The following is a 21410-nucleotide window of genomic DNA, read 5'->3' on the forward strand; positions in this document are numbered from 1 at the left end:
AATTTTTAAGAATGAATAAAACTTTCAAAATATATGCTATAATTTTCATCATTATCATGGTGATCTTGGCATTGCTTGAAGTTAATAAAAAGGAGGTTACAGATTGGCGTAAAAACTTTGATCCTAATGAAAAATCTCCTTTTGGATTGTTCGTATTTAATAAAGAAGTAAAAGATCTTTTTAAAACACATCTTAAAAAGATTGATGAGACGCCTTATGATTATTACAATGAGAACAAAAAAGATCTTCACAATATTTTAGTTGTTGAAAAAGAAATAGATAAACAATCGTGGCGTAGTATATTAGGTGAAGTTTCCAAGGGTTCTGATGCGATGCTGATCGTAAATAAAATTCCAAAAGAGATTTCGGATAGTATTGGTTATTATATTTCTCAGATCTCTTTTGATGAGCAAAATGTTTTAAAGCTTACAGATAAAAAATATCTGAATGATTTTATGATCCTGGATAAATTCCCATCGGGACGTGGTTTCTCTTACATTAAACCTGGTGTGGAAGTTTTAGGAAAAACGGTTGAAAAAAATAATTCAGATCAGGCTAATTTTATCAAGGTGAAATTTGGGAAAGGAAATATTTATGTCCACAGCGAGCCACTTTTCCTCACTAACTATTATCTTCTTAAGCCCGGAAATATTAGATACGCACAAGATGTTTTTTCGTATCTTAATGACAAAGAAACACTTTGGTTTGTAGAGGCGGCAAGCGCCAAAGCTTCTTCCCGTTTTTTTATGAGATTTATACTCTCAAAACCAGCTCTTAAATATGCATGGTGGGTATTCCTTGGGGGATTGATCCTATTTATTTTCTTCAATGCAAAAAGAAAACAACGGATTGTTCCAATTATGGAACCTTTAAAAAATACCTCTGTAGATTTTGTGAAAAGTATTGGAAATCTTTATCTTCAGGAAGGAGACTTTCATGATATGATGGCCAAGAAAGCTCAGTATTTCCTGAATAAAGTAAGAATGGATCTTCTTATTGACACACAAAACCTAGATAATGAATTTGCCAAAAAGCTGCAGTTGAAAACAGGAAGAACAATGGAAATGATCAATGAAGCACTGGATCTGATCCGAAAAGCTCAGGATCCGTACGCCAGTGTGATGAAGGAGGATCTTACAAGACTCAATAAAGTCTTGGATGAAATATTACGATAATAATATAACAATGTAATGGTTTATCAATCATTGGTAAATTGATATATTGTCAAATGATAAATTAAAATTTTATGGAAGACCTTGAAAATCAAAATTTAGAAAATCAAAGTTCTATAAATCTTGATAAAAAAGAAAACGATTTTCAGTCGAGAATCGATATGATTGAACTTCGGGTAAGTTTAGAAAAAGTAAAGTCTGAAATTGCTAAAGTAATTGTAGGACAGGAAAGTATGGTAGAACACCTTCTTGCTGCTCTTCTATCAAACGGTCATGTTCTGATTGAAGGAGTTCCTGGAGTTGCTAAGACGATTACGGCAAAATTATTGGCTAAAACAATTGATGTTGATTTCAGCAGAATTCAGTTTACCCCTGATTTAATGCCTTCAGATATACTAGGAACCTCTATTTTTAATGTTAAAAATTCCGAATTTGAATTTAAAAAAGGACCTATCTTCTCACACTTTATTTTAATTGATGAGATTAACAGGTCTCCGGCAAAGACTCAGGCTGCTTTGTTTGAAGTAATGGAAGAGAGGCAGATTACAATGGATGGAATCCGATACACAATGGAAGAGCCTTTCTTAGTGGTAGCTACACAGAATCCTATTGAGCATGAAGGAACATATAGGCTTCCGGAAGCGCAATTAGATAGGTTTTTATTTAAAATAAATGTTGGGTATCCAAATCTTCAACAAGAGATTTTAATTATTAAAAATCAACACGAAAGTAGAACGGAAGATAAAACGGAAGTTGTAGGAAAAGTAATAACAGCCCAGCAATTAAAAAATTATCAGCAGTTGGTAAAGGAAATTATTGTTGAGGCTCAGTTAATGGAATACATTGCTAAAATTATAGTGAATACCAGAGAAAATCAGTTTTTATACTTGGGAGCATCTCCAAGAGCTAGCTTAGCATTGCTAACAGCTTCAAAAGCTTTTGCGGCATTAAGAGGAAGAGATTTTGTAACTCCTGAAGATATTAAAGAGGCAAGCTATGCAGTGCTAAGACACCGGGTAATTGTTTCGCCGGAAAGAGAAATGGAAGGTCTAAGTGCTGATGAAATTATTAGACAAATTTTAGAAGGAATAGAGATACCAAGGTAGGCTAAGAATTAGGGATTAGCTGATAAAAGCTTTAGATCTAATTCCTTAATCATAACAGCTGCAACCCAGAGAAAATGAAAAACTTATACATTAATAACCGTTTTTTCTTCGCACTCATAGGAGTGGGGATACTCTATGTTTTTGCATTTTTCTTTCCATTCATCATCTACATTGCTCATATCCTGTTATTACTTTGTTTTCTAGCATCAATGGTTGATTTTCTTCTTCTTTTTAATCAGAAGGACGGAATTTTAGCACAAAGAATATTGCCGGAGAAATTATCTAATGGAGATGAGAATCCAATAAAGGTAGATATTAAAAATAACTACAGTTTTAAGATCAGTACCAAGATCATTGATGAAATTCCGTTTCAGTTTCAAAAAAGGGATTTTTTGATCCGTAAAGAAATTGCTTCAGGAAGAAATACCTATTTTCAGTATACTTTAGAACCTAAAGAAAGAGGGGAGTATAATTTTGGAAGCTTAAATGTTTATGCGGCTTCACCAATAGGCTTCGTTTCAAAAAGATATAGATTTCAAAAGGATGCAAACCTTGCTGCTTACCCATCATTTATTCATCTCCGAAAATATGAGCTGATGGCGCTTCAGAGTGAGTTTTTGTTGGGTGGTATTAAAAGGATCAGAAAGCTGGGGCATACCATGGAATTTGAGCAGATTAAAGATTATGTTCCGGGTGATGATATTCGAACGATTAACTGGAAAGCAACCTCAAAGACCAATCGTCTTATGGTTAATCAATTTCAGGATGAAAAGTCACAGCGTATTTTTATGTTGATCGATACTGGGAGAACCATGAAAATGCCTTTTAAAGAATTGAGTCTTTTAGATTATTCAATTAATGCAACAATGGCTTTGTCTCATATCATTTTGAAAAAAGGAGATCGGGCGGGAATGATGACTTTCTCAAAAAAAACTGAAAATAAAATAGCTGCTGAAAATAAATCAGGTCAGTTAAAGAAAATTTCTGAATCTCTTTATAACATCAAAACCAATTTTTTTGAAAGTGATTTTAACAGACTTTATCAGGATGTAAAATATTCGATCAATCAAAGAAGTCTGATCTTGCTATTTACTAATTTTGAAACATTAGATGGATTAAACAGGCAGTTGAAATATCTTCGTGGTATTGCGAAGAACCATTTGCTGGTTGTTGTATTCTTTAAAAATTCAGAACTTCAGACTTTAATTCATAGGAATCCTGAAAGTATGCAGGACATCTATGACGAGATTATTGCAGAGAAATTTGAATTTGAAAAGAAACTGATTATCCAGGAACTTCGCAAATATGGGATCTACACGGTATATACCCTTCCTGAAAATTTAAATATCGACGTTATCAATAAATATTTGGAGATAAAAGCGAGGGGAATTTTATAATTTTGTACATCTAAATATTCTACGATTTGTCTGCTTTTTAAATTGCAGACGAATTCTAATGATCTTAAATATAAATACGACAATGAAAATAACATTAAACAGAATAAACGACGATTTTTTATTTGAATGCACCAACTCTCAGGGGAATTCTATTCTTTTGGACAATACTTCTCAGCCAGGAGCAAAAGGAGTTTCTCCAATGGAAAGTGTTTTAATGGCAGTTGCGGGATGTAGCGGAATAGATGTCGTTTCTATATTAAAAAAACAAAGACAGGAAATTACTGGCTTTAAAGCTGAAGTTGAAGGTGAAAGAGTTCAGATAGAAGAAGCAAAACCTTTTAAGGCAATTAAAGTTAAATTTTTTTTAGAGGGTACTGTTGATCCTGGTAAAGCATTAAAAGCAGCACAATTATCATTTGAAAAATACTGCTCAGTTTCTAAAACTTTAGAACCTAATGTAGAAATTGGTTATGAAGTTTTTGTAAATGGTGAAAAGATTTAATTCTAGATACAAAACAAAATAAAAAAACCGGATAGTCAATCCGGTTTTTTTATTATTGATGGTTGTTAGTTTTATTTTTTAATCATTTTAGAACTTTTAAAAGAACCGTCTTTCATGGTTGCAGTTAAGATATAAACTCCTGATTTAACTCCGCCTAAATGTATCGTTGAGGAAGGGTTGTCAATTGTTGTTACGGTAATTCCTGAAAGATCAGTAAGGGTAATACGTTTTATATCTGCAAAATTTTCAAGAAAGAGAACATCAGTGAAAGGGTTAGGGTAAGCTAATCTTTCTTTAGCTTTAGCATTTACTTCATTTACAGCCAGGATAAGAGGTTCCAGTGTTACTGTAACTGTAAATGTGTTATTGTCAACCTTGTTATAATCTGCATTACAATCCGAACTGCCATAAGTTCTCCAGGCTCTAAGTTCAAAATTGACATCTCCGGTAAGGTCATTTGCTAAAGACAGTGCCGTTCTGTTATAAGAATAGGTTCCTGAATTACCACCTGAACCACTTGTTATTGCTGTTTCGGAGGTGTTATTATTTAAACAAACTAGTAAACTTCTTTGCTCAGACATCCACCCGTTTGCGACAGTAGACATTGTATAAGAAACAGCGGTAGATTTTATTTTATAACCAGTAGGTACACTAACGGTTACAGCTCCAGCGCAATTGGTGGTTGCTGTTATTGTTGGGTTTATATCGTACATCGTATTAATATCTCCGATTGTATAAGTAGAAGATATCTGTCCTACCGTAAATTCTTTCATTTTCCAGAATCCTTTAGTTCCACCACAATTTGATCTCACCCAAAAATAGTAAGTCTCCCCTGTGGTTAATGAGTTCAGGGTTGCGGTAGTGGTACCAGCGGCAACACTTCCTGTAGGAGTTGTAGTTGCAGTTGGTGCCGTTGGTGTGCTGCTGTAATAGTAATCGTAACCTGAAGATGGCGCTGTTGCTGGCGCTGTCCAGCTTAAAGTTGCACTATTCATTGTAGAAGTATACGTAATATTTGAAGGTGAAGGGCAGGAACTATATACATCGGCGGAGAATGCAAAAATATTTGGAATTCCGCCAGTACCGGTTTTTGTGATAGTTACACTTTGGATGTTTTTAGACTGATTAGCAGCATCAATAGCAAGAGGGATTTGATACAATCGGGGTTCTGTTCCACCACCAGATTCCAAATTGTCATTATTGAGGTTAATTCTTCCTATCCCCTGAATGGCAAAATTTGCTGCGTAATACCAATCGGAAATATTGATTCCGGTAAATGACTGTGTTGAGGAGTCGGCGAAGTTAACGCTTACATCCACGGTACAGGCTCCGCTGCCTCCTGTTGCCAGCATATATAAGTTTATTGCCGGGATAGGTGTCGAAAAGGTAAGAGTTCCTGAATCAGCTGTATTTTCAAGTCTTAAAACATTATTGCCACTGTAAGAAGCTAATTGATAACCTAATCCAGGGGTAGAGCTGACGGCAGAATTGAACATTCCACTAATAGGTAAACCATACGTCAATGGTGTGCTGGTAGAAGTTAATTGAAAGTCTCTCGAAACAAAGGCATAATTGACACCATCTACATCATTGTTAGTAGAAGTCGTTGAACTTCCAATTCCATTCGCGATAACATCAGCATTATATCCACTTTGGATGGGAATAGGTTGATATTCCTGAGCATTAATCTGATGAATGAACATGCTTGATAATACCAGGCATGCAGCAGGTAGTAGTTTTCCTTTCATAAAAAATACTTTTAAGTTTGTTATGCTAAGATAAAGATTGTTTTATTAATAATTCATCATAATTTCAAATTGATTATTAAATTTTCATTAAAATATAAGACTAAGTATTTTTATGTAATGTAAGCATATGTGTTCTCATGAATAAGAGAACTTTTTAATAAAGAGGAACGGCAGGGATTGGTGTCTAACTAAAAAAAATACTCCTTTTTGAAAAGAAGTATTTTAGGTGTTTTATCTTATCTTGGTTTCATAAGTTTGGCTACAGTAGCGGTCCAGCCTGTTTGATGTGATGCACCAACTCCACGACCATTGTCACCATGGAAATATTCATAAAAAGTGATATAGTCCTTAAAATGCTCATCATAATTAAACTTATTATTTCCACCATTAAAAGCCCTTTGCCCCTGTTCATCTTTTAAAAATATCGAGCAAAGTCTATTGCTGATATTCTGGGCCACTTCTTCAAGGTTTCTTTTGTCTCCACTTCCCGTTGGTAGTTCCACTTTTAAGCTATTGCCATAATAGAAATGAAATCGCTGAAGACTTTCTACGATTAGAAAATTAATCGGAAACCAAATGGGTCCTCTCCAGTTACTATTTCCTCCGAACATCCTGCTGTCACTTTCTGCCGGTGTATAATAAACAACGTTTTCAGTACCATGAACGGAGAATATAAAAGGATTTTCTTCATATACTTTTGACATCGCCCTGATTCCATAGGAACTTAAAAACTCTTTTTCATCGAGCATTCTGGTAAGAACTTTTGATAATCTGTTTTTGCGTAAAATGCTCATTAAGTGCTTTCTTCCGTGGCCTTCTTCATCCCAATGAGAAACTAATTTTGTAAGTTCTGGTTTGTTTTTAAGAACCCATTCCATTCTTATTTTAAAGTTAGGCATTTTTTCCAGTAACCCGTGATCGATGATCTCTACAGCGAATAGTGGAATAAGCCCAACAATACTTCTCAAGCGAAGGGTTACACTTTCACCATCACCTAATTGGAGTACATCATAGAAAAATCCATCCTCTTCATTCCATAATCCTTCCTTGCCATCACCCATATTTTCCATAGCTTCTGCAATATAAAGATAATGTTCAAAGAATTTAATGGCCATATCCTCATATACCTGGTAATATTGAGCCAGCTCCATAGCTATTCTCATCATATTCAAGGCATACATTGCCATCCAGCTCGTACCGTCTGCCTGTTCCAGATGTTCGCCATCTTTGAGTTCCATATTTCGGTCGAATGCACCAATATTATCGAGTCCCAAGAAACCGCCACCAAAAATATTCTTACCATTTTTATCCTTACGGTTCACCCACCATGTAAAATTCAGAAGTAATTTCTGGAAAACTTTTTCAAGGAACAACAAGTCTGGTTTGCCATTTGTTTTTTCATCAATTTTAAAAACCCTGAAACAAGACCATGCGTGAACAGGTGGATTTACATCACTGAGGTTCCATTCATAAGCAGGAAGCTGCCCGTTGGGGTGCATATACCATTCCTTTGTTAATAGAAGAAGTTGGTTTTTTGCAAATTGTGCGTCGATCAATGCATAAGGAACGCAATGGAAGGCCAGATCCCAGGTTGCATACCAAGGGTATTCCCATTTATCAGGCATGGAAATTATATCCTTATTATGCATATGATTCCACTCTGTATTTCTTACGTAGTTATAGAAATCCCGTGGTGCATCAAAATTGGGGTCTCCTTTTAGCCATTTTCCAACGTTGTAGTGGTAAAACTGTTTGTTCCAAAGTAATCCTGCGAAAGCCTGCCTTTGAACATTTCTTTCATCCTCATTGGTTACATCGTGCTGAACTTCATTATAGAATTCATTTGCTTCGGCAATTCGGGTATTGAAGATTTCTTCAAACTGGTAAAAAGGCTCATCCGTATCTTCGGGTGATAATCTGAAATCAAAAGTTTTTGACTGGCCACCGCCAATTATTTCATCGATGATAAAAGAAGCTTTTGATCCTCTTTTTTCAGGATTGATACTATTACTTTTATGAATGATATAATCATTTATTCCATCTTTGAAATAGGTGTTTTCAATAAATGGGACTCCATATAATTTCCGTGTATTTGTTTCATTATCACAAAAGGCACTTCTTGCATTTGTATTTCTTGAATAAAACTTTTTAATAGAAACACTGTCGTGATTGATATCAATACAGCCTTCATTTGAAGCATTCAACATGCCTTTATAAGTATTGTAACCCCATTTCCAGTTATTTCTGAACCATGCGGTTGGAGCTACGACTATAGGTGCATCCTGTTGGCTTCTGTTATGGATAGAAACCCGTACCAGAATGTCATTGGTTTCTGCCTTGCAATATTCAATAAAAATGTCAAAATATTCATTATTATCAAAAATTCCTGTATCAATAATTTCATATTCAGCCTCTTTTTTGCTGCGTCTTCCATTTTCAGAAACCAGATGGTCATAAGGAAATTCATTGATGGGATACTTGTATACCATCTTCATATAGCTATGTGTAGGAGTGTTGTCCAGGTAGTAAAAGATTTCTTTGATATCTTCCCCATGATTTCCCTGAGGGTTGCTCAATCCAAAAAAACGTTCTTTTACCATTTTATCTTTCTTGTTCCAGAACGAAAGAGCAAAGCAAAAAAGCTGTTTGGTGTCGGATATTCCTGCAATTCCTTCTTCCCCCCATCGATAAGAATAACTTTCAGCTTTGTCGTGGTTTGTAAAGTTCCAGGCATTGCCATTAGGGCTATAATCTTCACGAACATTACCCCATTGTCTATTGCTTACATAAGGGCCCCAACTTTTCCAGTTGATATCTTGTAATCTTTGTTTTTCTGCGGTCATAAATCATCATTTTCACTACGAAGTTAATTTTTTTGAAAAATAATTCCAATTTTTTCTATCTGAATAATTCTTAACATATCCTTGTAACTCTTATAATTAGAGGGTTTTTGAGAAAAAAAATTTTTTTTGTAAAAATTTAAAATAAAATGAACTATCTTTGCAGCTCGATCATTCAAATATTGAAAATGTTATCAAGAAAGGTTGAGGGATTAGACCCTATGAAACCTTAGCAACCCTTTGTGCAAGCGAAGAAGGTGCTACGTTCTACCAAATATTTATTTTGGACAGATAACTTACTGAAGTTCTTCAGCCATTTCTCGTGGCATTTTCAATTGTGTTATAAGTAATATATAATAGAATTGAAAACAGAACTAAAACATATTAATCTTTCGTATCAAACCTATTCCGGAAAGGAATACCATATCCCGTTGAGTTATCAGCTCTTCGGGAAAGAATTGTTTACTGCACCCATTATTTTAATTAACCACGCTTTAACAGGAAACTCAAATGTTTCAGGGAAAAATGGTTGGTGGAAGCAGTTAGTGGGAGAAGGAGAAGTTATTGATATTAATTCTTATACCGTTCTGTGTTTTAATATTCCAGGAAACGGTTATGATCATTTTTTAATTGATGAGTATGAGGACTTTACACCTTCAGATATTGCAAATATATTTTTAAAGGGTCTTGAGTTTTTAAATATTAAAAATTTGTACGCCATCATTGGAGGCTCTCTTGGAGGGGGAATAGGCTGGGAAATGTTGGTGAAAAATCCACAACTGGCTGAAATATTCATTCCTATTGCCTGTGATTTTAAAACACACGATTGGCTTCATGCTCAGTGTTTGGTTCAGAAGTTTTTATTGAACGGAAATGATGAACCATTACAAAAAGCCAGAATTCATGCGATGTTGTGTTACAGGACTCCACAATCTTTAAACGACAGATTTCAAAATAAATACAATACAGAAAAACAAAAGCTTGAATCAGAAGATTGGCTTGTTTATCATGGAAAGGCTCTTAATGAAAGATTTAGTTTGAAATCTTACAAGCTAATGAATCATTTACTTATGAACATCAACGCTGAAGAAAATAGGTTGGAGAAAATTCAGGCACGAATGCACTTGATCTCCGTTGATACAGATCTATTCTTTCCTGCTTCAGAAATCCGGATGTGTTTTGAAAAACTGACAGGCAAAAAAGAGAATGTTTCTTATCACGAGATCACCTCAATACATGGGCACGATGCCTTCCTAATGGAATATAAACAATTAAATAATATCATTAAAAACATCTTGTTACAGACTGAAATTAAGCGAACACAAAATTTCCTGTAGCAACACTAAACAATAAAGAATGAACAGATGAAAAATGCTAACGAAATAAAATTTTTAAAAAATAGATCAATTATCAAATTTGAGGGTGAAGATTTCCTGGGAGAAATCGGTATTGATGGAAGAATTTTTAAAGCACTTACTTTAGCACGGATTAGTGTTGGAGTAATTTCACAACAGGCTATTGAAAACGGATTATCAATTCTGGTTCACGAAGATGATTCTGAAAAGGCTGTAAATTGTCTGATTGATGAATTTGAATCAGAAAGAAAATCCGGGAAAGTTTCTCAGATCTACAGTATTAACAATGTTTCTGTCTTAGGTTTTGTAGCTGAGGACCTTAATAAAGTACTTGCAGAGTTGGCTAGAAATAATGTATTCCCATTACTTCTCAATCAAATAGCAAGCGAAAAAAGAGTAAATATCGTAGTAACCTCTTCACAAGACGAAAAAACTAAAAATATCATCGAATCTGAAATATCAAAAAAACCTAAAACAGTTCATCTGGCAATAATAGGACATGGAAATGTTGGAAAAACTCTAATTGATCAGGTTTTACAATCTTCAGAAGAAATCAAAAGACGAAAAAAAATTGACCTTAAAGTAGTAGCAGTTGCGAACTCAAGGAAAATAGCATTCAATAAAAAAGGTTTCGACAGTAACTGGAATGATGAGGTTTTAATAGCGGAAAGCCCTTCAAATGTTGATGAGCTAATTAATTTTTCAAGAGAAAATCAATTGGAAAATTTAATAGTAGTTGATAATACGGCAAGTAAGGACTTTGTTAAAAACTATCATGCCTTGGCAGAAAATGGATTTGATCTAGTTTCTTCGAATAAAATATTCAATACACTACCTATTGAAGAATATCGTAAACTAAGATATACGTTGAATAAAAACAACAGACGTTATCTTTATGAAACTAATGTAGGAGCTGGTTTACCTTTGATTGATACGATAAAATTATTACACCTTTCAGGAGAAAATATTACAAGAATAAAAGGGGTATTCTCCGGTTCTTTAAGTTATATTTTCAATAATTTCTCTATTAGAAATGATAAGTTTTCAACAGTTATAGGGGAGGCAATGGAAAAAGGTTTTACTGAACCAGATCCTCGTGAAGATCTTTCTGGAAATGATGTAGCAAGAAAACTTTTGATTTTAGCCAGAGAACTTGATCTTATTAATGAATTCAGTGATATAAATATTCAGAACCTAATCCCTGAAGACCTTCTTTCGATCGGGAAAAACGAATTCATCTCCAGACTGGAAGAATTGGATACTGAATATCAGAATATCAAAGATGGTCAGGCTTCGGATCATGTATTACGTTACGTAGGTGATTTACATGGTGATTTACAAAAGGAAAAGGGGCAGCTTGATGTGAAATTGATTTCTGTTCCTGCTACCTCGGCTTTAGGCCAGCTAAAAGGTTCAGATTCCATTTTTGAGATCTACACGGAAAGTTATGGTGAGAATCCGATTGTGATTATGGGTGCAGGAGCAGGAGCGCAAGTAACTGCAAGAGGGGTTTTCGGAGATATTTTAAGAGTAAGCGAAACTAAATAAATTAATGTACGAATGTAGCAGTATAACAATGTATCAATAACTACCCGGAAAAGAAGAATTGCTTTATTGGTAAACTGTTACATTGATAAATTGTTACATTATTAGAATTAAAACTATATGGAAAATTTTGAAACATTTGCAATAAGAACTCAGACAGAAAGAACTCAGTTTGATGAACATTCGACGCCTTTATATCTTACATCAAGTTTTATTTTTCAGGATGCTGAAGATATGAGAGCGAGTTTTGCAGAAGAAAAACCAAAAAACTTATACAGCAGATTCTCCAATCCGAACGTTACGGAATTCACAGATAAGATAGTAAAAATGGAAGGTGCAGAAGCGGGATATGCTTTTGCAACAGGTATGGCGGCCATTTATTCGACTTTTGCAACATTGTTGGATGCGGGAGATCATATCGTAAGTTGTCAATCTGTTTTCGGATCTACACATACTTTATTTACCAAGTATTTTCCGAAATGGAATATTGAAACAACCTATTTCAAAGCAGAAGATGCAGAAGATGTTGAAAAATTAATTAAGCCTAATACAAAGATTTTATATCTGGAGACTCCAACAAATCCAGCCATTGAAATTTTAGATTTAGATTTTTTTGGAAAGATTGCTAAAAAACATAATCTTATCTTTATTGTAGATAATTGTTTTGCAACACCTTACCTTCAGCAACCTATCAAGTATGGTGCTGATGTTGTCGTTCATTCGGCAACAAAATTAATTGATGGACAGGGACGTGTTTTAGGAGGAGTAGCAGTAGGAAGAGAAGACCTGATAAGAGAGATCTATCTTTTTGCAAGAAATACAGGACCTGCAATGTCTCCTTTTAATGCGTGGGTTTTATCTAAAAGTTTGGAAACATTGGCGATCCGAGTAGAAAAGCATTGTGAAAATGCTCTGAAAGTTGCTGAGTTTTTAGAAAACCATCCAAATGTGGAATTGGTGAAATACCCATTTTTACCTTCTCATCCGAGTTATGAAGTGGCAAAAAAACAAATGAAGTTAGGAGGTAATATTGTTGCTTTTGAAATAAAAGGAGGAATAGAGGGTGGAAGAAAGTTTTTAGATAAAATAAAAATGTGTTCACTTTCCGCAAACCTTGGAGATACAAGAACAATTGTTACGCATCCGGCCTCTACGACTCATTCGAAGTTAACGGATGAAGAGAGAAATGAAGTCGGAATTACAGCAGGTCTCGTTCGTTGTTCAGTAGGGTTGGAAAATGTAGAAGATGTGATTGCGGATCTACAACAGGCCTTAGATTAATTCAATAGAATAATAGGTTTTAACCAAAATTTACAAATGAGAAACTCAGAACAATTATATAAAGCGCTTTCACAAAGAATTTTAATTCTTGATGGAGCTATGGGGACAATGCTTCAACGATATAAGTTTGAAGAAGAGGATTATCGTGGCGAACGATTCAAAGATTATCCGCATTTAGTAAAAGGAAATAATGATCTACTTTCTCTTACACAGCCATATGCTATAGAAGAGGTTCATAAAAAATACCTGGAGGCCGGAGCAGATATCATCGAAACCAATACATTTTCAGGAACGACGATTGCAATGGCAGATTATCATATGGAAGATTTGGTATATGAACTAAATTATGAGTCCGCAAAGATTGCAAGAAGAGCGTGTGATGAATTCACAGCAATTAATCCTGATAAACCCAGATTTGTTGCAGGATCAATTGGACCAACCAACAGAACGGCTAGCTTAAGCCCGGATGTTAATGATCCCGGATACCGCGCCATTACATTTGATGAGTTGAGAATTGCCTATAAGCAACAATCTGAGGCTCTATTAGATGGTGGATCTGATATTTTATTGGTGGAAACTATTTTCGATACACTCAATGCAAAGGCGGCTTTATTTGCGATTGATGAAATCCAGGACGAACGAGGGATAAAAATTCCAATTATGGTGTCTGGAACTATTACAGATGCCTCAGGAAGAACGTTGAGCGGACAGACCGCAGAAGCCTTTTTAATTTCTGTGTCGCACTTAAATCTACTAAGTGTCGGTTTCAACTGTGCACTGGGAGCTAACCAATTGACACCTTATTTGGAAACCCTGGCTCATAATTCAGATTTTTATGTTTCAGCCTACCCTAATGCAGGTTTGCCTAATGCTTTCGGTAAATATGATGAGACTCCTGAATTTATGGCAGAACAGATAAGAGAATATGTAGAAAAAGGATTGATCAATATTATTGGTGGATGTTGTGGGACAACACCTGAACATATCAAGGCTATTGCAGATTTGGTTAATAAATATGAACCACGAAAGGTTAATAAATATAACAATGTATCTATCTAACAATTTATCAGTAATTAATCCATTGCTGAATTGTCAGATTTATAAATTGGTAAATTAAAATATGAAATATTTAAGATTGTCGGGCCTCGAGCCTCTTATCATAACACCGGAAAGTAATTTCATCAACGTTGGTGAAAGAACTAATGTTGCGGGTTCTAAAAAATTCTTAAGATTAATTAAAGAAGAGAAATTCTCTGAAGCATTAGATATTGCCCGCCACCAGGTGGAAGGGGGTGCACAGATTCTTGATGTTAATTTTGATGATGGATTAATTGATGGAAAAGCTTCCATGATCAAATTTCTTAACCTTATAGGCTCAGAGCCTGATATTGCAAGAATCCCAATTATGGTGGATTCTTCCAAATGGGAGATCTTAGAAGCAGGGCTACAGGTTGTGCAGGGGAAATGTGTAGTTAATTCTATTAGCTTAAAAGGGGGAGAAGAAGAGTTTGTTAAACAGGCTAAAGCAATTAAAAGATATGGAGCTGCTGTTATTGTCATGGCCTTTGATGAAGATGGACAGGCGGATACTTTAGATCGTAGGATAGAGATTTCAAAACGGTCTTATGATATTCTGGTTAATCGGATCGGCTTTCCCGCTGAAGATATTATTTTTGATTTAAATATTTTCCCTGTGGCAACAGGAATGGATGAGCACAGAAGAAATGCGCTGGACTTTATTGATGCCACAAGATGGGTAAGACAGAATCTTCCTTATGCTTCTGTAAGCGGTGGGGTAAGTAATGTTTCATTCTCTTTCCGTGGAAATGATACGGTGAGAGAAGCTATGCATTCTGTTTTCTTATACCACGCTATTCAAGCAGGAATGAATATGGGAATTGTAAACCCTGCAATGCTTGAGGTCTATGATGAGATCAACAAAGAGCTGTTGGGATTAGTAGAAGATGTTATTCTTGATAAAAGAGAAGATGCAACAGAAAGGCTTCTTGATTATTCAGAAAGAAATAAATCGGTCAAAAAAGAAAAAGTTGAGGAGTTAGAGTGGAGAACAAGGCCGTTACAAGATAGGATTACCCATTCTTTAGTAAAAGGAATTGACCGTTTTATTGAGGAAGATGTAGAGGAAGCCAGGAAAGCGGCAGCAAAGCCATTACATGTTATTGAAATCAATCTGATGACAGGAATGGGAGTGGTAGGAGATCTGTTTGGAAGTGGAAAAATGTTCTTGCCTCAGGTGGTGAAATCTGCGCGGGTAATGAAAAAAGCAGTTGCTTATTTACAGCCTTATATTGAAGCAGAAAAAGACGGGTCGAGACCTGCGAATGGTAAAATATTAATGGCTACCGTTAAAGGCGATGTTCATGATATCGGAAAAAATATTGTAAGTGTTGTTTTAGGCTGTAATAATTATGAAATTGTAGATCTGGGAGTGATGGTTCCTGCCGAAAAGATTATTCAGACTGCCATCGAACAAAAAGTGGATGTAATTGGATTAAGTGGATTGATTACGCCGAGCTTGGATGAAATGGTATATATCGCTTCAGAATTGGAAAGACAGAATCTTAACTTTCCTTTGTTGATCGGAGGAGCAACGACTTCCAAGGCACATACGGCTGTAAAAATTGATTTAAAATATAAAAATGCTGTAGTCCATGTTAATGATGCTTCCAGAGCAGTGAATGTTGTAAGTTCTTTATTAGGAGATCGAAATAAAGAATACGTTCATGATCTAAAAGATGAATACTCAGACTTCCGTGAAAAATTCCTAAACAGACAGGTTGATAAAGACTATGTATCGATACAGGATGCCCGAAAAAATCATTTTAAAATAGATTGGGAAAACGAGGATATTTTTATACCCAATAATGTGGGAATACAAATTTTCCAGGATCAGGATCTCAATGAATTGGTCCCATTTATCGATTGGTCGCCTTTCTTCAGAAGCTGGGATCTGCATGGTAAGTATCCTAATATTTTTGAGGATGAGGTTGTTGGGGCTCAAGCTAAAGAATTATTCAAAGATGCTCAGGTTATTTTGAAAAAAATTCTTGATGAAAAACTCCTGACGGCAAAGGCCATATTCGGCGTTTTTAAAGCTAATGCTAACGAAACGGATGATATTATAATTTTTGATGAAAACGATCAGGAACAGGTTAAGTTTTTAACCTTAAGACAACAACTTCAAAAATCAAAAGGAAAAGAATATCTGGCATTAAGCGATTTTATTGCTCCTAAAAGTTCTGGAAAAACTGATTATATGGGAGCTTTCTGTGTTACTACAGGTTTTGGAACAGATGAATTATCATCGGAATATGAAAAAGCTAATGACGATTATAATGCAATTATGGTAAAAGCTCTTGCAGACAGATTTGCTGAGGCTTATGCCGAATTCTTACACAAAAAGGTAAGAACCGAATATTGGGGATATGCTAATCAGGAAGAATTAAGTAATGAAGATTTAATTGCAGAAAAATATAAGGGAGTTCGTCCTGCTCCGGGATATCCTGCATGCCCGGATCATTTAGAAAAGAAAACAATTTGGGATCTTCTAAAAGTAGAGGAAAATATAGGCGTATACCTTACCGAAAGTTTGGCAATGTTTCCAACGGCCTCCGTTTCAGGATATTATTTTGGAAGCCCACATGCAAAATATTTTGGGTTAGGAAAAATCACAGAAGATCAAGTAAAAGATTATGCTGCAAGAAGAGGTTGTAGCATTCAGGAAGCCAAAAAATGGCTGTCACCTAATTTAGCAGATTAATTAAACATGAAGATTACAGAACACATAAAAAATGCAAATGGAAAGGCTTTATTTTCTTTAGAAGTTGTTCCGCCGCAAAAAGGGATTGGTATTGAAGACCTCTATACCAATATAGATCCATTGATGGAATTTAAACCGCCTTTTATTGACGTAACGACTTCGCGGGAAGAATATATTTACCTTGATAAGGGAAATGGACTGGTTGAACGGAAAATAACAAGAATGCGTCCTGGAACTTTGGGTATATGTTCTGCAATCCAGCATAAATATAATGTAGATACCGTACCGCACTTACTTTGTGGAGGATTTACCAAAGAAGAAACAGAATATCTTTTGGTAGACTGTATGTATTTGGGGATTGATAATATTATGGCACTTCGTGGGGATGCAATGAAGGGGCATCAGTATTTTGAAGCAACACCTGGTGGACATGAGAGTGCTATGGATCTTGTACATCAGATCAATGATCTTGGTCGGGGAAAGTATCTTCATAATGAAGACCAGATATGTGATGAACTTAATAAATTTTGTATTGGAGTGGCCGGTTATCCCGAAAAACATATTGAAGCCCCTTCAATGAATTACGATTTGAAATGGTTAAAGCAAAAAGTAGACGCAGGAGCTGACTATATCGTAACTCAGATGTTTTTTGATAATAAAAAATTCATCGAGTTTGTTCAAAAAGCCAGGGAGATGGGAATTACCATTCCTATTATTCCAGGGATTAAACCTATTGCCACAAAAAGACATTTAAAATTACTGCCACAGGTTTTTAAAATCGATTTACCCGAAGAACTTATTAACGAAGTTGAAAGTGCTAAGAACAATGAAGCTGTAAAGCAAATTGGTATAGAGTGGGCTATCAACCAGTGCAGAGAGCTTCTGGATTTTGGAGTGCCGGTTTTACACTTCTATTCTATGGGTAAAAGTGATAATATAAAGAAAATTGCGGGGGAATTATTTTAATGAAGGAGTATAAATGAAAGGAAGTCCCTGTTGTTCATTCAACAGGGGTTTTTATTTTATAGGAAAGGATGTCTTTTAAAAATTTTATTTTGATCAAATAAATAACGGTAGGTTATTAATTTTCGGGTTATGGTTGTATCCAGGGTTTCAGCAATTTTTACCATTTTTGGATTGAAGTCACCGATCCATTGAAGCTCAGTTACTGTAAAATCAGTGTACTTTCTTAGATGCTGAGTTCCTTCCCAGATCATATAGCCATCTATGCCCTTTCTCTGCCATTCTGGAATAACTCCAAAAACCAATCCCACCATTTTCTCATTCTTTTTGAATTTTTTATACCATAAAAATTTTAATTTTTCGAGATAACCGAATTTTCCGTTGAGGTATTTTATCCATTGATTCAAATCCGGAATATTCATCCACATTGCAATAGGTTTTTCATTTTCATACACAAACCAGGAAATATGTTCATTGATAATGGGCTTCATTGTCTTGAACATTTTCAGAACCTTACCTTCTTCTAATCTTTTACCTTCACCATGTGCAGCCCAGGCACTATTATAAATTTCAGTAAAATCCTTTGCAAATTTTGACAGATTATTCTTTTTCATAGGTTGAGAAGAGATCGCTGGATTCCGTTTATGTTTTGCGTGCATCACTGTAAAAACACGTGAAACTTCGGCGAAAATTGGTCTTGAAAAACATAGCTGTTCGAAATACAATTGAAATCCGTAATTCTCGAAAAGTTCTTCGTAGTAGGGGAAATTATAGTTCATTCCGTAGAGTGGCGATGAAAAACCTTCGATAAGGAGTCCCCAGAATTTATCCCGTTCACCGAAGTTTATAGGCCCATCCATGGCTTCAATTCCTCTCTCCTGAAGCCACTCCTTACAATAGTCAAAAATAAAATTAGCAGTTTCCTGATCATTAATACAATCAAAAAAACCAATGCCACCAGTCGGTTGGTCTTGTTTATAGGTTCTATTGACAAATACAGCCACTTTACCAATGGTATGGTTGTCTTTGCTCTTAAATAAAAACCTTTTACATTCACCAGTTTTAAAAGTCTTATTTTTAATAGGGTCAAAAATCTCTTTGATGTCTTTATCTAAAGGTCTGATGTAATTTTCGTCATGTTGATAAAGTCGAGCCGGAAACTCTAAAAATTCCTTTTTTTGCTTTTCATTCTGTACTTCTTCAACAATAATCATAAAATTTATAAAAAATAGGGGATGAAAGATAATGTTTTTAGTTTCAATTGAAATAAACAAAAAGATATTATCCGTATTTTTGTTGCAAATTAAATAAAAATGGTTGATTTTACTGATAACGACGATGATATTTTCACAGGAAAAGAACATACGCCTATAAGGGAAGATGCTTTTGATAAATCGCCACAGGAAAAAATAGAAAAGATTACTCAGCTTTTTGGGGAAATCATGGAGACATTGGGAATGGATATGACAGATGACTCCTTAAAAGACTCTCCAAGGCGTGTTGCGAAAATGTATGTAAATGAAATTTTTGGAGGACTGCTTCCAGAAAATAAGCCAGGCATTTCTAAATTTTCCAATAAGTATAAATACCGACAAATGTTGGTGGAAAAAGATATTACAGTATATTCATTTTGTGAGCATCACTTTTTGCCAATTATTGGGAAAGCGCATGTTGCCTACATTTCAAATGGTGATGTAATTGGTCTTTCGAAAATTAACAGAATTGTGGATTATTATGCAAAGAGGCCTCAGGTTCAGGAAAGGCTTACCATGCAGATCGTAAATGCTCTTAAGGAAGCTCTTGGAACAAAAGATGTAGCGTGTATCATAGATGCAAAACATCTTTGTGTAAACTGCCGCGGAATTAAAGATACAGCGAGTTCTACTATTACTGCAGAATTGAGTGGAATCTTCAGAACAAATCCTATTACAAGACAGGAATTCCTGCATTATGTAGGAAGTCATACAACTTTGGATTAATTGTATTAGATTCTAAAATAGAGCAAAGAAATATACGTTGGAGTATTTGACTCAGAGTTATCAGGATCATTTATGACATCATTTAAAAACAATTTAATATGGTAAAATTTAAAAAGGTTTCGCATAAAATATTTTTGGTAACAATTATTTGTTGTTGCTGAATATATCGCGTAAAAAACTTAGATTGAATCATTAAATTAAAACAGACACAATGCAATTAAAAATATACAATTCGCTAACCGCAGAAAAAGAGATATTTAAACCCATTTTAGAAGGAAATATTGGAATGTATGTTTGTGGACCTACGGTTTACAGTAATGTACATTTGGGGAATGTAAGAACTTTCCTTTCCTTCGACTTTATTTATCGTACTTTAACCCATCTTGGATATAAAGTACGATATGTAAGAAATATTACAGATGCAGGGCACCTTACAGATGATGGAAATGTAGATAATGATAGATTCGTAAAACAGACCCGACTTGAAAAATTAGAACCTATGGAAATCGTACAGAAATATACAGTTGATTTTCATAAAGTTTTAGACATGTTCAATTTACTGCCTCCTAATATTGAGCCTACGGCAACAGGACATATTGTTGAGCAAATTGAATTGACTCAAAAATTAATTGAAAGAGGTTTTGCTTACGAAAGCAATGGTTCTGTATATTTTGATGTTCTTGAGTACAATAGGAGAGGGTTGAATTACGGGGAACTTTCAAAACGTAATATTGAGGAACTTTTTGCTAATACCCGTGATCTTGACGGACAGGGGGAAAAGAAAAACTCACAGGATTTTGCCTTATGGAAAAAAGCCTCTCCAGCCCACATCATGAGATGGAATTCGCCTTGGGGTGAAGGTTTCCCTGGATGGCACCTGGAATGTACAGCAATGAGTACTAAATATTTAGGTGAAAAGTTTGATATTCATGGTGGTGGAATGGATCTGAAATTTCCGCACCACGAATGTGAGATCGCTCAAGGGAAAGCTTGCAATGATATTGCTCCGGTAAATTACTGGATGCATGCTAATATGCTGACAATGAACGGTCAACGTATGAGCAAATCTACTGGAAATTATATTTTACCAATGCAATTGGTAACTGGAGAAAATGATTTCTTTGAAAAACCTTTCCATCCGTCAATTGTGCGTTTTTGCTTCTTACAGGCTCATTACAGAAGTGTTCTGGATATTTCTAATGATGCAATGATTGCGAGTGAAAAGGGATTCATTAGATTAATGGAGGCTGTAAAAGTATTGAATTCCATTACTCCAAACGATGAAAAAGAATCAGGCTTTAATCTTAAAGAATGGAAGACGAAATCCTACGATGCATTAACGGATGATTTTAATTCACCAATACTGATAGCGCATTTATTTGAAGCTGTGAAGTTTATTTTTGCTTTAAATGATGACAAAGAAACGATTTCAACAAATGACCTTGAAGATTTAAAATCTACTTTAAATGCTTTTATTTTTGATGTCTTAGGTTTACAGGCTATTGAAGAAAATAATAATGAAAAGCTGGATCAGACTTTACAGGTTCTCATCGAGCTAAGAAATCAAGCCAGAAAGTCTAAGAATTTTGATCTTTCCGATCAGATCAGAGATAAGTTGCTTGCAGAAGGTATTGAACTAAAAGACGGAAGAGACGGTACAACTTACGTTCTGAATTAAGGCTTAAAATATTTTATAATATCCTCCCGCAGGTTTTGCAGATAGCACAGATTTTTAAACAAA

15 protein-coding genes and 1 riboswitch are annotated in these 21410 nt (G+C 35.0%); of the genes, 12 read left to right on the plus strand and 3 right to left on the minus strand.

Annotated elements, in window-relative coordinates:
• The first annotated feature begins 11 nt into the window (after window positions 1-11).
• From AC3WRL_RS10000 to AC3WRL_RS10015, 4 genes are all read left to right on the plus strand, one after another.
• Window positions 12-1175 (plus strand): DUF4350 family protein, encoded by a 1164-nt coding sequence (locus AC3WRL_RS10000; protein WP_492330198.1) that lies wholly within the window; start codon window positions 12-14, stop codon window positions 1173-1175.
• 71 nt (window positions 1176-1246) lie between these two features.
• Window positions 1247-2278, plus strand: a complete 1032-nt coding sequence (locus AC3WRL_RS10005) for an AAA family ATPase (protein WP_214831183.1) — start codon at window positions 1247-1249, stop codon at window positions 2276-2278.
• 74 nt (window positions 2279-2352) lie between these two features.
• Window positions 2353-3675, plus strand: coding sequence for a DUF58 domain-containing protein (locus tag AC3WRL_RS10010; protein ID WP_214831184.1), 1323 nt, complete (start codon window positions 2353-2355; stop codon window positions 3673-3675).
• An 82-nt stretch (window positions 3676-3757) separates the two neighbouring features.
• Window positions 3758-4177, plus strand: coding sequence for an OsmC family protein (locus AC3WRL_RS10015; RefSeq protein ID WP_261510963.1), 420 nt, complete (start codon window positions 3758-3760; stop codon window positions 4175-4177).
• Between the two features lie 71 nt (window positions 4178-4248).
• Here the strand turns inward: AC3WRL_RS10015 and AC3WRL_RS10020 are convergent, their stop codons facing one another.
• Both AC3WRL_RS10020 and AC3WRL_RS10025 read right to left on the minus strand, forming a co-directional pair.
• Window positions 4249-5925, minus strand: a complete 1677-nt coding sequence (locus AC3WRL_RS10020) for a T9SS type A sorting domain-containing protein (RefSeq protein WP_492330199.1) — start codon at window positions 5923-5925, stop codon at window positions 4249-4251.
• A 236-nt stretch (window positions 5926-6161) separates the two neighbouring features.
• Window positions 6162-8768: an MGH1-like glycoside hydrolase domain-containing protein gene (locus AC3WRL_RS10025; RefSeq protein WP_214831187.1), complete on the minus strand. Its 2607-nt coding sequence runs from the start codon at window positions 8766-8768 to the stop codon at window positions 6162-6164.
• Between the two features lie 185 nt (window positions 8769-8953).
• Window positions 8954-9063: riboswitch (SAM riboswitch) on the plus strand.
• A gap of 64 nt (window positions 9064-9127) precedes the next feature.
• Between AC3WRL_RS10025 and AC3WRL_RS10030 the strand changes: the two genes are divergently transcribed.
• From AC3WRL_RS10030 to metF, 6 genes are all read left to right on the plus strand, one after another.
• Window positions 9128-10102, plus strand: coding sequence for an alpha/beta fold hydrolase (locus tag AC3WRL_RS10030; protein ID WP_492330200.1), 975 nt, complete (start codon window positions 9128-9130; stop codon window positions 10100-10102).
• A gap of 27 nt (window positions 10103-10129) precedes the next feature.
• Window positions 10130-11668, plus strand: coding sequence for an ACT domain-containing protein (locus AC3WRL_RS10035; protein WP_214831189.1), 1539 nt, complete (start codon window positions 10130-10132; stop codon window positions 11666-11668).
• 117 nt (window positions 11669-11785) lie between these two features.
• Window positions 11786-12946, plus strand: coding sequence for an O-succinylhomoserine sulfhydrylase (locus tag AC3WRL_RS10040; protein WP_261510966.1), 1161 nt, complete (start codon window positions 11786-11788; stop codon window positions 12944-12946).
• A gap of 36 nt (window positions 12947-12982) precedes the next feature.
• On the plus strand, window positions 12983-14005 hold the full coding sequence (locus AC3WRL_RS10045; protein WP_261510967.1) for a homocysteine S-methyltransferase family protein: 1023 nt from the start codon (window positions 12983-12985) through the stop codon (window positions 14003-14005).
• Between the two features lie 61 nt (window positions 14006-14066).
• A complete protein-coding gene (gene metH, locus AC3WRL_RS10050) occupies window positions 14067-16727 on the plus strand; it encodes a methionine synthase (RefSeq protein ID WP_214831192.1) in 2661 nt (886 codons plus the stop codon).
• A 6-nt stretch (window positions 16728-16733) separates the two neighbouring features.
• Complete coding sequence (gene metF, locus AC3WRL_RS10055) at window positions 16734-17693, plus strand: methylenetetrahydrofolate reductase [NAD(P)H] (RefSeq protein WP_214831193.1); 960 nt, start codon at window positions 16734-16736, stop codon at window positions 17691-17693.
• Between the two features lie 56 nt (window positions 17694-17749).
• On the opposite strand, the gene AC3WRL_RS10060 is transcribed toward metF, so the two are convergent.
• Complete coding sequence (locus AC3WRL_RS10060; RefSeq protein WP_214831194.1) at window positions 17750-18904, minus strand: hypothetical protein; 1155 nt, start codon at window positions 18902-18904, stop codon at window positions 17750-17752.
• 99 nt (window positions 18905-19003) lie between these two features.
• Between AC3WRL_RS10060 and folE the strand changes: the two genes are divergently transcribed.
• Window positions 19004-19669: a GTP cyclohydrolase I FolE gene (folE, locus tag AC3WRL_RS10065; protein ID WP_214831195.1), complete on the plus strand. Its 666-nt coding sequence runs from the start codon at window positions 19004-19006 to the stop codon at window positions 19667-19669.
• 211 nt (window positions 19670-19880) lie between these two features.
• A complete protein-coding gene (gene cysS, locus AC3WRL_RS10070) occupies window positions 19881-21347 on the plus strand; it encodes a cysteine--tRNA ligase (protein ID WP_492330201.1) in 1467 nt (488 codons plus the stop codon).
• The last annotated feature ends 63 nt before the right edge of the window (window positions 21348-21410 follow it).

Source organism: Chryseobacterium sp. FW101-FHT12H09 (assembly GCF_058790395.1).